Here is a 12,972-nt window from a genome sequence, read left to right as displayed (position 1 = left end):
ATGATCAATCTCATGAAATGGTCAAGGGAATCCCGTTATCTTTGGGTTTTAAATTGAGAATAAATGGCACAGCTTTCAATACCCAATCGGACACGGGTGTATAATTAGCAGCTTCTTCTCCAAAACTAATAGAGAGCATATCTGTATGAATAATCCCTGGATTAAGGGGTATAGCTGCCATACCATTCGGCAATTCTTGTGCCAAAGAACGAGTTAATCCTTCTATTGCCCACTTAGAAGCGCAGTATGGTGCAACTTGGGGTGAAGTCGAACGTCCCCAGCCAGAACTAAAGTTGACAATAATGCCCCGTTTGTTTTTCACCATTGCTGGTACGAAATGGCGAATTATATTCGCTACTCCTTTGATATTGATATCTATTAGATCCGAAAATTCTTCAGATGGTATTTCCCACAAAGGCGCTGGATAATTGGTAATTGCCGCATTATTAATTACTATATCTGGCGGTGAATATTTTTGAAGTACGAAGAGTGCCCATTTTTTTACAAGCTGTTCATTTGCTACATCTACAGATGTGAAATCGTTGGTAGCACTAAACTTTTGGCGTATTTTATCAATAACATCTGATGAACGGGCGCAACCAATAACAGTATGCCCCTGTTGAATAAAACCCTCGGTCATCGCATAACCTAGACCTTTACTTATGCCTGTAATTAGGATGAGCATACTCATATTTTTTTTTATTCCTGCTCTAAATCAATAATTCGTGGGAAAAAATAACCGCTACCTCTTGCTGTAATAATTAATTCTGGGTTATTGGGATCGGATTCTACCTTTGTCCGCAATCGTGAAATATGCACATCTACCACACGGGTGTCTGTATTCATCTCTGGTACAAAACCCCACAATTGCTGTAATATTTCAACCCTTGAAAAAATCTTTCCCGAATGATTAACTAATAACTCTAATAAGCTAAACTCCACACCTGTCAATCGAATGCGTTGCTCATTTTTATGAACTTGCCGCCTACTTGTATCGATTTTGAGATTGCCCACATGGATTATAAGAGAGTTAGGAATAGTATTGATACTGGTTTTGTGGGAGCGCCGTTTTAGTACGCAGGCAATCCGAGCTTCTAATTCCTTGGGTGAGAAAGGCTTCGCCATATAATCATCAGCCCCTAATTCCAGCCCAGTGATCCGATCTGCTACATCTGCCAAGGCTGTAAGCATAATGATTGGCACATCTGATTGTTTCCGTAATTCAAGACATACACCGTAGCCATCTAGCTTTGGCATCATTACATCCAGAACTATTAAATCAGGGGTCAACAGGCGAAAAGCTGACAAAGCTTCTTCACCATCACTAGCTGTAACTACGCTGTAGCCAATCATTTCTAACCGCGTCTGTAAAATTCGGCGAATGCTGGCTTCGTCATCTACTACTAAGATTGTGCCTTTCTCACCTGATAAGTTTCTTAACGCTGTTCCTAATGAGCGAGAACTCTTAACCATCCATTATCTGCTTATTAGGAGTCAAAAACGCAAAACAGTCTTGAACTACAGTCACGATCAAGAAGCGATGCCTGCGGCGAGCTACGCCTACGCTTAATACTTGCATCTGTGCAACAGATTATGCTGGGGCATCTACCCGAAAACAGATTTGTACACAATTGGTAAATTCTTACAATTAGGGACTCGTATTTTCCATCGATTTGGTGTACCTTGTTAATTCTGTGCAAATTATTTATACCTAACTTCTCCCAACTTTACTCAGACAAATTTTAAGCCAATGCCTTCGAGAGAAAAGCCAATGAATACTTCTAATGAGATACATACCAAGAAGATCATCAAAAAATCCGACAAGCTAACTTTGAAGGAAATGAGGGAAATCCAAGACGCTGAAGACCAACTTCTTCAAGCTAATACTGTCAATTCTACTGCCCCTGTGGTTGAGGATAAACCAGTAATCACTCCTGAGCCTAGAGTTCCTGACTATATTCCATTGCTTGATAATCCTCCAGTACAATCTGTGGGCAATTCCGGCTGGCAGGTTTCTGATGTCTGGCGGGATCTACGCGTTGATGATTTTTGTGGATAGACTCTCTATGATTACAATTCGTTCATATATCTATATCCCCTACGCCCCTTTCAATCGTATTGGTTGAATCTAAGATAATCTACAATTTGCTTTGATGCTTGAAAATATAATAATTACTCTGCTAATTTGCAGTACAGAAGAAGAGAAGCTTTACTTCGAGGTGTCCCTCTCACTTTTAAAAAAAGTTTCTACCTGGAATCCTGAATTATCAGCAGTGCCTTTATCAATGAGCGACGCTATTCAAATTGGTCGGGCTGAAGCTTATCGAAACCGACCTCAATTCAACTCTTATATATGTATAGCTGCCTCGATTCAATCTCTGCAACCTCATCCAAAGCCATTTCTATGGTATTGGCATATTGTGTTTGTCCCAGTAATTGATCAGCATATTTGTTATTTAGATCGCAGTGAGATCGTTTTGCTTCTGGACGGTACAGTAATTGAGCCAAAAGTTATTAATATTTCAAATTAGTTCCTACTTTTTTAACAAATTCATTGCTACCAACTGTCCTCTGGTTTCTGCCCTCTTCAACTTCTTGCGCGGCATTGACTAGCAGCCGAAGGTAAAAGCAAAGCAGATATCTGTTCCTTTTCGACAAGCTGATTAATAATTATGTCTGGTGCTGTAATTGCTTGCTTCAATAAGTGCTGATAAGTTATCAAGTTGCAACGTATTAAACTTGATAATTCCAATAATTCCTTCATATTGAATATCATTTGTAAGCGATTGGTCGGCTTGGGCAGTTGCCTTTTGACCCCACAACAGACCCAAGCGTTGCATTCGCCACAAACCCAAGCGGTGAATTTCTTGCCCAGGAATGAGAAAATCACCGTTATTGGTTTGTAAAACGGTCTGTCTTTCACTGTAGGGTTGAATGGTTCCTGAAAGCATTAAATTTTCTCTTTTACCAATATTTGCTACCAGTCCTAGATTAACCCACAACAGCGATCGCGTGTAATGTCATTTTTTTTTTGTGAGAATGGTATTTTTTATTTAGATCGCAGCGAGATTGTCCTGCTCTTGGACGCTACAGTAGTCGATCCAGCAGTTGTTGAGAGAAATTAAAGTTTGATAGTCGATTGAACAATACCAATTTTATTTTGATGATTGTTTTCATGTTTTTTAGCAAGTGCAACAGTAATCAAAATTGACTTGACTTCATTATTCATCTTGCCAGTAATAAGTTGGTTATACAAATATGTTGCTTCTTCTAGTGAAAAAGCTGATGGATTAGCAGCAGGATTATCCTCATGCCCACTTTCGCAACCACCCATATTAGAAAAAATCTGATACTTAACAAGAGGACGATTTTCGCCACCAACATTAAACCACACGCAACTACGTTCTCGATCAATATCAATCGAAATTATTGGAGGAATACATTGCCAATATGCAACTTGCTTTGACCAATTTTTAAAACCAGCAGGATTTTCGCTCTTGATATTCATTTTTGATTTTTATCCCTTTGTTTTGATATTTAGACACTTTATTGTTCAATTGTTTTGTTGCTAACTCATACATGAGTACACCTACTACTGCTCAAACCAGTTTAAATTAGGACTTATCCCATGTTTTCGCCGATCAGCCTCAAGACAAGCCTTGCTATAAACCTCATCCCAACCATGAAGGAAATCTTTTTCATGAGATTCTAAATCCCCATACGGTACAGCCATTTCTCGCTCTAAAGCTTGTAATAATTCTTCAAAAGTCAGAAAATATCCTGGCTCGATTGAGATTGCTTCAAAAAATCTCAGCCAATTGTCTTTAAACTCTTGACGCAACAACCGCAATGCTTCGGCGTTCATCTTCTTAAGAGTTGGAGTCGCTGACAATCGCGCCAGCTGTAACTCTTGAATGAATGCCTTAATATGATAGTTTGCACGTTTGTATTCAGGTGCAACCTTCCCCAAGCGCAACGATGCCAAGTAACGATCGCAAACTTCCTGGTAATCCTCAACTGGAGATACAGCTGGTGATAAGGCAACTTCTACACGTTCTTGTGACTGTAACCATAAGTTTGCCATTTTTGAAACCATAAGTTTGCCGCAGTATGTGACTGTAACCATAAGTTTGCCATTTTTGAAACCATAAGTTTGCCGCAGTGTGACTTAAAGGAAAAGATTGCCGAAAATTAAAGGATAAGCTTGCCGCACCAAGCCTGAAAGCCTGATTATTACGATTTGTGCCAAGTAGGTGTTGGACTCGAGTTAAATGATAAAGTTGCCACCAGTCCAAAGAATTTAAGTCAAAGTCTGCCGTGAGTCCAAGCCACTTTTTTAAGTAAAAATGCTCAACGCACAAGAGTTTGAGAATTGGTGTCGCCGCCTCAAAATATCAGGACAAGCGCGTTCTGTGATTGAGCAAATTCGGTCATCAGAACCTGTGCGGCGAGTCAGAAGCAATGGAATCAACGTTGTTGGCAGTTACTCCAGTATGAAAATGGGCAGAACAATTCAGTTCGAGTCCCATAAAGTGGAATTACCAGCAAGCGAAGAATATGAGCAAGACAATGATGTTTTAGAATACTATGATCAACCCTACCGTCTTAGCCTAAAAGTCAAAGCCAAAAATGGCAGAATGGTAACAGTGACTCATGTTCCAGATTTTTTTGTCATCCGAAAATCGAGTGCAGGTTTTGAAGAATGGAAGTCCTCTGTTCGATTAGAAAAACTAGCAATCAAGCAACCAGAACGCTATGTTTTTTCAATAGATGTGGGATGGCTAAGTCCACCAGTAGCGGAAGTCGTTGAACAATTAGGTCTGTATTACCGCCTCCGTACTGATAAGGAAATCAATTGGGTCAAGTACAGAAATCGTCAATTTCTCAAAGCCTACACCATCAAAACTTATCAAATAAATGTGGAAGTTGCGAACCGCATTAGAGAGCAGGTTGCCCTGACACCAGGAATAACCTACTCTGACCTGATTCAAACCTTAAAGGCGACATCAGATGAGGTGAATGCCTTAATAGCTAATGGGGAAATTTATACTGACTTGAGTGTTGCTTATTTAACTGAACCAGAGAGAGTACATTTATTTGTTGATCAAGCAGCAGCTGATGCTTACAATCGCTGGTTATTAGAGCAAAAAATCACCGAAGAGAACTCGCTTTTTGCAGTAATTAGTAACCAAACATCCACAACTTTTACATCTTCTATCCACCCAGAAGCAATAGAACGCTATTTAAAAGCCAGCCCATGTGATTTAGCACAAGCAAACCATCGCTATCAAATTATTACTCAACAAGCAGCAGGTAAACCAACAGATAACGCTACTATATCTGAGCGTACTATTCGTTATTGGAAAGCTAAATTTATCCTGGCTCAAAAGAAATATAACTGGGGATATATTGGGCTGCTCGATAATCATGCAAGCAAAGGTAATAGAAAACCAAAAATATCACAACAGACGCAGGACTTCATTGACAAAATTATTGCTGACCACTACGAAACGCTCAAACAAAAAGGGAAAATGGCAGTTTACGGAGTCTTGAAACACGAATGGGAAAAAACCAAAAATCCAGAGGAACTACCAAGCTATGTGACTTTCTGCAACAGAATCAAGCAACGTTCCGGTTATGAACAAACTAAAAAACGGCTTGGTTCTCGTGCAGCTTATCAGCAATCAGCCTTCTACTGGGAATTAGACTTAACCACTCCGCCTCATGGAGATCGTCCCTGGGAAATCGCTCACATTGACCATACACAGGTAGATGTGGAATTAGTCTGCTCCCGTACAGGGCGTAATCTAGGCAGACCTTGGGCTACTTTGCTGATGGATGCTTACAGTAGAAGAATTTTAGCGGTCTATTTAACCTTTGACGAACCAAGCTACCGCTCAATTATGATGGTGCTGCGAATTTGTGTGCAGAGATATTCACGCCTACCTGAGACGATTGTTGTCGATGGTGGAGCTGAGTTCAGTAGCATCTATTTTGAAACACTTTTAGCTGCCTTTGGCTGCACTAAAAAACAACGTCCGCCAGCTAAAGCTCGATTTGGGTCAGTGATTGAACGTCTTTTTGGTACAACCAATACAGAATTTTTTCATAATCTTCAAGGAAACACGCAAATAACCAAACAAGTTCGTTTAGTAACTAAATCAAATAATCCGAAAAAACAAGCAGTTTGGACATTAGATGAACTGTATGCTTTCTTTTGCATTTACAGTTATGAATTTTACGATAATAAGGAACATCCAACTCTGGGGAAAAGTCCGCATCAAGCCTTCACAGAAGGAATAGAGAAAAGTGGACAAAGAAAGATGCAAGAAATTATTTATGACGAGAACTTTAAAATATTTACTCTACCATCTACTCCTAAAGGAACAGCCAAGGTGCAACCATCCCGTGGAATCAAAATCAATTACCTTTACTATTGGTCAATAGATGATTCGTTTATCCAACCAGAAATAGAAGGAACAGATGTCCCAGTGCGTTATGACCCCTTTGATATGGGAACAGCTTATGCTTATGTCAAAGGGCAGTGGATTCGCTGTATTTCCCAATATTATAAATTTTTCCAGAATCGTTCAGAGCGAGAAGTTAAATTAGCCACAGTTGAATTACGTCGCACTCGACAGAAATCTAGTAAAAGAATCAATTTAACAGCTAAGGAAAGAGCAGCTTACCTTGAAGAAGCAGAAGCAAAAGAAGCAATATTAGAACAACGATTACATGATTTAGCAGGTCTTGACGTTCGCTCGATTATTGAAGGCAGAATAACTCAGCCAACAGGTGAAGAGCAGAAAATAAATCAATCACAAAAAGTTAAGAAACTTGCTAAAAGCAATCTGAAGTCAGAAAAAAGGTTAGAACAAAAAATAGATTTTAATACAATTAATCCATATACGAATGAGGAGTTATGGTAAATACTAATGCACGAGCATTTACGCAAGAACTCCTAAATAAATCTAGTGAAGATAAGACTTGTTACTTCAAAAGCATTACAGTTCCCCACCGCAAACTTAAAGAAGCTTTGGACAGGCTATTAATTAATATTCTTGAACCTGCGGATACCCTAGTATTTTTAGTTTTTGGTGTAACTGGCGTGGGTAAAACTACCTTGCGACTGCGCCTAGAGAAACTCTTATTGGAACGATTTCTCCCGGAATTACAAGTAAACCCTGGTAAAATTGCTGTCGCTAGCGTTGAAGCTATTCCAGCCGAACGAGGAAATTTTAGTCATAAGGATTACTATATTCGGGCTTTAGAATCTCTCAATGAGGTTTTAATCGAGTATAAGTCTAATTATAAACTCTCTTGGACTGATAACAAAGATTTAGGATTGATTAATCAATCCAATCGTAAAGACGTACCTACTTTGCGACGAGCAATGGAGAAGGTGTTTCGGTATCGCCAGTTAAGATGTTTCCTAGTAGATGAAGCTCAACATTTGTTAATGATGTCCGGTGGACACCAAATGCTGCATCAAATGAATTGGATTAAATCAATTGCGAATCTGACGGGAACAGTACATATCTTATTTGGAACTTATGAGCTTCTTAATTGTTCAACTCTCAATGGACAAGTAGGAAGACGTAGTGAAGATATTCATTTAACTCCTTACCAACTTGATGAGGCTGAAGATGTTACTGAATTTATTAGAGTTATTAGAACATTGGAGAAGCATCTTCCCTTAGAAGAAGAACCTTATTTAGAAAATTATTACGAATATCTATTTTCTGGTTCAGTCGGTTGTGTAGGAATTCTTAAAAATTGGTTAACTCGTTCATTGCGATTTGCTTATGAAGAAGATGCAGCAACGTTAACTATTAAACATTTGGAGCAGGGAGCTTTCAGCCAAGGACGAATTAACCAGATTTTTCAAGAATCAGAGCAGGGTCAATTACGCCTCAAGCAAGAATCTAGTAGTTATTACTTCATAGGAAATTTAACTACTTCTGTTACTCCTGATGTAGTACAGGGAGCTTCTCTTAAGAAAGGACGTGTTGGGAAACGAAAACCAAAACGAGATCCAGTAGGGACACAAGATAATGAAAGTTGATGTTAACCAAACTGATGAATTATGGGACTTAGAACGCCCTAAGATTCCACCGCGTAGTTCTTTATTCCATCTTGAACCGATAGGAATCGGAACGCCTTATGTGGAGAGTATAACTAGCTACGTTGCTCGTTTAGCCGAAGCTCATAGTGTGGCTGTCGGAACTTTAATCGCTGCTGAAATTCAAAAAAAATTCTCTAAATCAGATGATATACAACAGTATTATTACCCTAGTTTAGTGAAAGTATATGGACAATATTATATTAAGTCTTTAAATGGAACTTCTGTAAAAGCCAAGCAATTCGTAGCCGCTTTGAATCAACTTACTCTGCGCGATGATTTGGAGTTTTTAACACTGCTGACTTGGGCAGAAGTTTTGCCATCTCAAGATTTACTTAGGGCTGATTTTGCATGGTGTCCTCAGTGTTATCAAGAATGGCGTGATAGCTCAAAAGTGATTTACTCTCCTTTATTATGGTCGCTTGAATCTGTCAACATTTGTTTGGAGCATCATCGACCTTTGCAATCTATTTGTCCTCAGTGTCATCAAAAATTTGTACCTCTTTGGCAGACGACTCGTCCAGGGTTTTGCTTAAAATGTGATGCTTGGTTGGGTGGACATTATCCTTCTGTTCTACAGCATTGTCCAGATATAGCTCAATCTCTTGAATGGGAGATTTGGGTTGCTAGTGCTTTAGGAGAATTGCTTTCAAAAGCTGTTTTATTTAACTCTATACCTCCAAGAGATAGTATTAATAAAGCTATGAAGCTTTATGCTAATCAATTAACCAATGGTAATATTTCAGCTTTAGGTCGTTTCTTGGGAGTCAATCGTTATAAATTTCTTCATTGGCATCAAGGTTCAACAATTCCTATTATTTCTGAGTTGCTGAAAATCTGTTACACACTCTCTACTTCTGTTGCTGATTTTCTCCAAGCCAAGGTTAATCCCGTAACTCTTGATAAACTATCTATTTTAGCTTCCAAAACTAGCCAACGCCGAAGAAAATCTTCTGTTACTTATAGCAGTAAACCAGACATTGAAGCTACAAGAGCAGCAATGCAACAAGCATTATTTGAAGAACCTCCCCCAACTCTTACCCAGTTAGCTTATCGTCTTGGATATAAAAGTTACAGCCCTTTAACTCATATTTCAAAATCTTTAGCCACTGCTATTAAGCAAAGAGCTACTGATTATGCAACTTTAAAACGTCAGCAGCATATCCGAGAGCTTTTACAGGGGGTTATTGACAATAACCTTTCTCCTCCACCGTCCCTCAGCGAAGTAGCCAGATGTCATCATATTGGTTTAGCTACTTTCTACCTCTATTGCCCAGACTCTTTGCCAAATTATTGTTGAGGGATACAAACATTACCGTTTATTGCGTCGCTTGGAAGTGATTCAACAAGGTTGTTTGGAAGTTCAACAAATTGTTCCACAACTTTATGCTCAGGGTATTAATCCTACACTTAAAAATATTCGTCAGTTTATGGCTAAACCCTCTGCTTTATGGAAAAAGGAAGTCGTAGATGCTTTTTGGGAAGCTCGACGTTCAGTTGAAAATTCTTAAAGCCAGTCTGAATCAGAGTTCGGCAAGCTTATCCTTTAATTTCCGGCAATCTTTTCCTTTAAGTCACATGCTTCTGAAGTATTTCGTGACCGTTTGGCTAAATTATCGTTCAAATCACACTTCTACCAATTCTTCCATTCGGGCAATTCGCTCAAATGATGTCACGTACTGCATACGTTGTTCTGCCTCTAATTGTTCTACTTCCCGTTGAAATTCTCGCTCTAAATCTAATGGTAGCGTCAACATCCAGTCAATAAAAGCCAAAAGGTTAACAACAGCCTCGCGTTCAAATCCTTGCTCATACAACCGACGCACTAAATTCAGTTTTGATTGTTTCCTTTGCGACCTATTACTGCGGGTTTGCACTGCTGCCAAGTGAGCCATTACCACCGTAGCAAAGGGGTTACGACTGGCTTCTAGCTCCGACAACCTTTGTTGATAGTCTAGCAGCTTGATTACAGGAAACTGAAAATCAACCGTACAACCAAACAAATCGTACCCAAACTGATGAAACAATTCAAAATTCAAAATTCAAAATTCAAAATTGAAGAAGAGTAGTTTATCAATTTAGGATACAAAGACATCACAATTAACGCAGAGGAGATACAAAGCAATGAATCAACAAAAAGATATTACAGATAGAACATTTAACTTTGCTGTCAGAATAGTTAACCTATGCAAAGTTTTGGATGAAAAGCCGGGAGTAGGACGAGTTTTATATAAACAGTTAATCAGGTCTGGTACTTCTATAGGTGCAAATGTTGAAGAATCTCAATCTGCTCAAAGCAAAGCTGATTTTGTCCATAAGCTAGAAATTGCTCTGAAAGAAGCTAGAGAAACAAGATATTGGTTGAGGATTATGATAACTACAGAAATAATTGAACCATTAAAATTGTCATCACTGCTCCAAGAAAGCGAAGAACTTATCAAAATAATTGCGGCAATAGTAGTCAAAACTAAGCAGAATAACTCTAGATAATTTTGAATTTTGAATTTTGAGTTTTGAATTGTTGAGTAGTATTTGCTTCCAAGGAGAATCGTATTCAGTAAGAGGTGTTTTATTAGCCATTTTCAAATGTATTGTCTAATTTCAAATTGCAGAGGTGTTTATGCCAACAAACATAGAATGGACAGACCAAACAGATAATATCATCCGTGTCAAAGTCGGCGGTTGGTGGTGTCAAAAAATCTCAGAGGGGTGTAAAAATTGCTATAGCGAAAAACTGAATCAAAATTCTTTCTTCGGTGGAAACAAACTACCCTACTCTGGGCAACCACCAGAACTAACACTTGATACAGAAGCTATTCGGAAATGGGGCTTTCAAAGGAAACCTAAAAAGCATTTCGTTTCTTCAATGACCGATGTTTTTGGTGAGTGGGTTCCGCGTTTTTGGCAACATGAAATATTAGACGGAATGTTCGTAGCACCAAAGCAAACATTTCAAATCCTTACCAAACGCCCAGAAATTATGTTGTCATCTGTAGATGAATGGCTTTCTAATCATGGGCTAGAGGAATTACCTTCTAATATTTGGGTTGGAACTTCTATAGAAAACCGTCGCACTCTTGAAGAACGTAGTCAATTCCTTGCCCAAATTCCAGCTATTATTCGGTTTTGGTCAGTTGAGCCATTACTAAAAGATTTGGGCGATATTAGCCAATATTTGAATGATGTCCAGTGGCTTATTATCGGTGGTGAATCAGGGACAGACTCTAGACCATGCCATATCGAATGGGTCGAGTCTCTCGTCAAACAGTGCAACGAGTCAAAAACGCCTGTATTTGTCAAGCAATTGGGGTCAAATATTTATTTGAATCAGCAACCTTTTAAAACAAAACACGCCAAAGGCGGCGAACTTGCTGAATTTCCCCAACAGATACAAATTCGGGAATTTCCCAACTTCACTTGTGATTAGAAACAAATCCCTCGATTGTTAAGAGACTTTCGAGGGAAGGCAATTTTTATTAGGTATATCATTATGACTTTAGCAGAAAATCAGCTTAATAATCGGACAGCTTTTGAAGTCTTCATTCCCGGTTTTTTTGATGATTATCCACTTGAATCATCAGAATTCCGGCTGTACGCGCATATCCAAAGAAGAGCGGGTGTAAGCGGTTGCTTTGAGTCTATTCCGAAGATGGCTAAACATTGTTACATCGCTCTCAAAACTGCCAAAAATGCTATCAAGCTTTTACTAGCCGCCGGAATGATTGAAATACAAGAACGTATTGGAACTACTAACATTTATACTCCCACTTCACCTTCTTTGTGGGTTTCTCCTGACCAAATTCAATTACTTCGTTCACAAATCAAGACAACAAAAGAAACCCCAGTCAAAATTAACCCCAGTCAAAATTGCACGGGGGGTGGGGTCAATTTTGCACCCAGTGGGGAGATCAATTCTGCATGGGGGGTGGGGTCAATTTTGACCCACAAAGGTATTCCCATTAAGGTAATCCCATCTACTAAGGAATTCACACTAAGTGCAGTACCCCCAAAAAACGAGTGTGTGTGTGAAGAAACTAACTTGGATTTACAACCAAACCAGGAAGAAGAACCAATTCCCGAATCTTCGTCTTCACAATCAAACCAGGAAGAACCAATTCCCGAATCTCTCACTTCGTTGTCAAATCAATCCGAGACTTTGCATCAAACAGACATTCCCTCATGTAGACCTACTATTGCGGCGGGTTTGTTCGATAAAAACGAACAAGCGAACAAGAAACCAAGCAAACCAAGATTTCAGTCGATTGATGATTTGCTCAATCACATCTTGCTTGACCCCGGCATCTTAGCATCTGAGCCTTTACCCGCAGTTTACAGAAATGAAATCAAGCTCCGTTCTTGGCGTTTCCCTTGGCGCACTTCTTGCAGAGACAAGATTTACCAAACCTGTGATCGGCGTTTGGTGGAGTTAATCGCCAAGGAGAGAGCCGAGTGGGACAAGGTTAATTGGCAGCAAAAAGTCCCCACTGTGATCAAATCAATCAGCAATTTGGAGGTGAGTAAAGCTGGTTTAGAAGAACTGTTGGTTTATTGGTCAAAAGTTCTTGAATTATCTACGCCACAAACTGAACAATCAAAAGCCAATGACCAACCCATCGGTTACTACTCAAATCGTTCTCTTGATTGGCATAAAGCCACATTCTCTGAACTTCTAGACCGCATGGATGAAGTTGGTAAAGACAAAGCGATCGCTTCTTTCAGCAGCCGTTATGACCAACAAGATCCAGGTGCAACGCTCAAATGGTTAGATTGGTTAAAACTTACACATCCTCAAATGTATGTGTACTTACATCCGCAAGCTGCGTGAGCAATATGGAATCTAGATTTTCTAG

Annotated in this window: 15 protein-coding genes; 9 read left to right on the top strand and 6 right to left on the bottom strand. The window is 39.3% G+C overall.

Translation table 11 applies throughout. From position 1 onward, the window contains the following. Positions 1–10: 10 nt before the first annotated feature. Entirely contained in the window at positions 11–691 is a 681-nt protein-coding gene (locus QUD05_RS00260) for an SDR family oxidoreductase (protein ID WP_289794434.1), read from the bottom strand. Between the two features lie 8 nt (positions 692–699). Next, a complete protein-coding gene (gene rpaB / locus QUD05_RS00255; RefSeq protein WP_289794433.1) occupies positions 700–1,473 on the bottom strand; it encodes a response regulator transcription factor RpaB in 774 nt (257 codons plus the stop codon). 298 nt (positions 1,474–1,771) lie between these two features. Between rpaB and QUD05_RS00250 the strand changes: the two genes are divergently transcribed. Beyond that, on the top strand, positions 1,772–2,059 hold the full coding sequence (locus QUD05_RS00250; protein WP_289794432.1) for a hypothetical protein: 288 nt from the start codon (positions 1,772–1,774) through the stop codon (positions 2,057–2,059). A gap of 94 nt (positions 2,060–2,153) precedes the next feature. Then, entirely contained in the window at positions 2,154–2,531 is a 378-nt protein-coding gene (locus QUD05_RS00245) for a hypothetical protein (RefSeq protein ID WP_289794431.1), read from the top strand. A 132-nt stretch (positions 2,532–2,663) separates the two neighbouring features. Here QUD05_RS00245 and QUD05_RS00240 read toward each other — a convergent pair whose 3' ends face one another. From QUD05_RS00240 to QUD05_RS00230, 3 genes are all read right to left on the bottom strand, one after another. Continuing rightward, entirely contained in the window at positions 2,664–2,951 is a 288-nt protein-coding gene (locus tag QUD05_RS00240; RefSeq protein ID WP_289794430.1) for a hypothetical protein, read from the bottom strand. Between the two features lie 170 nt (positions 2,952–3,121). After that, positions 3,122–3,508 (bottom strand): hypothetical protein, encoded by a 387-nt coding sequence (locus tag QUD05_RS00235; RefSeq protein ID WP_289794429.1) that lies wholly within the window; start codon positions 3,506–3,508, stop codon positions 3,122–3,124. Positions 3,509–3,592: 84 nt separating this feature from the next. Further along, complete coding sequence (locus QUD05_RS00230) at positions 3,593–4,084, bottom strand: hypothetical protein (RefSeq protein ID WP_289794428.1); 492 nt, start codon at positions 4,082–4,084, stop codon at positions 3,593–3,595. Between the two features lie 262 nt (positions 4,085–4,346). Between QUD05_RS00230 and QUD05_RS00225 the strand changes: the two genes are divergently transcribed. From QUD05_RS00225 to QUD05_RS00210, 4 genes are read left to right on the top strand one after another with little or no spacing between them, the layout of a single operon-like run. Then, positions 4,347–6,929 (top strand): TnsB C-terminal domain-containing protein, encoded by a 2,583-nt coding sequence (locus QUD05_RS00225; RefSeq protein ID WP_289794427.1) that lies wholly within the window; start codon positions 4,347–4,349, stop codon positions 6,927–6,929. Beyond that, positions 6,923–8,065, top strand: coding sequence for an AAA family ATPase (locus QUD05_RS00220; RefSeq protein WP_289794426.1), 1,143 nt, complete (start codon positions 6,923–6,925; stop codon positions 8,063–8,065). The genes QUD05_RS00225 and QUD05_RS00220 overlap by 7 nt, the downstream gene beginning before the upstream one ends. Beyond that, positions 8,055–9,422: a TniQ family protein gene (locus QUD05_RS00215; RefSeq protein WP_289794425.1), complete on the top strand. Its 1,368-nt coding sequence runs from the start codon at positions 8,055–8,057 to the stop codon at positions 9,420–9,422. Before QUD05_RS00220 ends, QUD05_RS00215 begins: the two co-directional genes overlap by 11 nt. Positions 9,423–9,459: 37 nt before the next feature. Beyond that, positions 9,460–9,633: a hypothetical protein gene (locus tag QUD05_RS00210; RefSeq protein WP_289794424.1), complete on the top strand. Its 174-nt coding sequence runs from the start codon at positions 9,460–9,462 to the stop codon at positions 9,631–9,633. Between the two features lie 114 nt (positions 9,634–9,747). On the opposite strand, the gene QUD05_RS00205 is transcribed toward QUD05_RS00210, so the two are convergent. Continuing rightward, positions 9,748–10,161, bottom strand: a complete 414-nt coding sequence (locus QUD05_RS00205) for a hypothetical protein (protein ID WP_354666103.1) — start codon at positions 10,159–10,161, stop codon at positions 9,748–9,750. An 85-nt stretch (positions 10,162–10,246) separates the two neighbouring features. Between QUD05_RS00205 and QUD05_RS00200 the strand changes: the two genes are divergently transcribed. From QUD05_RS00200 to QUD05_RS00190, 3 genes are all read left to right on the top strand, one after another. After that, complete coding sequence (locus tag QUD05_RS00200) at positions 10,247–10,612, top strand: four helix bundle protein (RefSeq protein ID WP_289794423.1); 366 nt, start codon at positions 10,247–10,249, stop codon at positions 10,610–10,612. Between the two features lie 130 nt (positions 10,613–10,742). Further along, on the top strand, positions 10,743–11,549 hold the full coding sequence (locus tag QUD05_RS00195) for a DUF5131 family protein (protein ID WP_289794422.1): 807 nt from the start codon (positions 10,743–10,745) through the stop codon (positions 11,547–11,549). Positions 11,550–11,612: 63 nt separating this feature from the next. Beyond that, positions 11,613–12,947, top strand: coding sequence for a helix-turn-helix domain-containing protein (locus QUD05_RS00190; protein WP_289794421.1), 1,335 nt, complete (start codon positions 11,613–11,615; stop codon positions 12,945–12,947). Positions 12,948–12,972 lie beyond the last annotated feature (25 nt).

It is taken from the genome of Nostoc sp. GT001, from assembly GCF_030382115.1.
GTDB lineage: Bacteria > Cyanobacteriota > Cyanobacteriia > Cyanobacteriales > Nostocaceae > Nostoc.
The sequence above is the reverse complement of the archived record's forward strand: the minus strand, read 5'-3'. Positions and strand labels throughout refer to the sequence as shown.

Excerpts from the sequence above, each read along its gene's own strand:
- QUD05_RS00260 (WP_289794434.1), bottom strand. The coding sequence starts at position 691 with ATGAGTATGCTCATCCTAATTACAGGCATAAGTAAAGGTCTAGGTTAT.
- rpaB (WP_289794433.1), bottom strand. The coding sequence starts at position 1,473 with ATGGTTAAGAGTTCTCGCTCATTAGGAACAGCGTTAAGAAACTTATCA.
- QUD05_RS00250 (WP_289794432.1), top strand. The coding sequence starts at position 1,772 with ATGAATACTTCTAATGAGATACATACCAAGAAGATCATCAAAAAATCC.
- QUD05_RS00245 (WP_289794431.1), top strand. The coding sequence starts at position 2,154 with ATGCTTGAAAATATAATAATTACTCTGCTAATTTGCAGTACAGAAGAA.
- QUD05_RS00240 (WP_289794430.1), bottom strand. The coding sequence starts at position 2,951 with ATGCTTTCAGGAACCATTCAACCCTACAGTGAAAGACAGACCGTTTTA.
- QUD05_RS00235 (WP_289794429.1), bottom strand. The coding sequence starts at position 3,508 with ATGAATATCAAGAGCGAAAATCCTGCTGGTTTTAAAAATTGGTCAAAG.
- QUD05_RS00230 (WP_289794428.1), bottom strand. The coding sequence starts at position 4,084 with ATGGCAAACTTATGGTTACAGTCACAAGAACGTGTAGAAGTTGCCTTA.
- QUD05_RS00225 (WP_289794427.1), top strand. The coding sequence starts at position 4,347 with ATGCTCAACGCACAAGAGTTTGAGAATTGGTGTCGCCGCCTCAAAATA.
- QUD05_RS00220 (WP_289794426.1), top strand. The coding sequence starts at position 6,923 with ATGGTAAATACTAATGCACGAGCATTTACGCAAGAACTCCTAAATAAA.
- QUD05_RS00215 (WP_289794425.1), top strand. The coding sequence starts at position 8,055 with ATGAAAGTTGATGTTAACCAAACTGATGAATTATGGGACTTAGAACGC.
- QUD05_RS00200 (WP_289794423.1), top strand. The coding sequence starts at position 10,247 with ATGAATCAACAAAAAGATATTACAGATAGAACATTTAACTTTGCTGTC.
- QUD05_RS00195 (WP_289794422.1), top strand. The coding sequence starts at position 10,743 with ATGCCAACAAACATAGAATGGACAGACCAAACAGATAATATCATCCGT.
- QUD05_RS00190 (WP_289794421.1), top strand. The coding sequence starts at position 11,613 with ATGACTTTAGCAGAAAATCAGCTTAATAATCGGACAGCTTTTGAAGTC.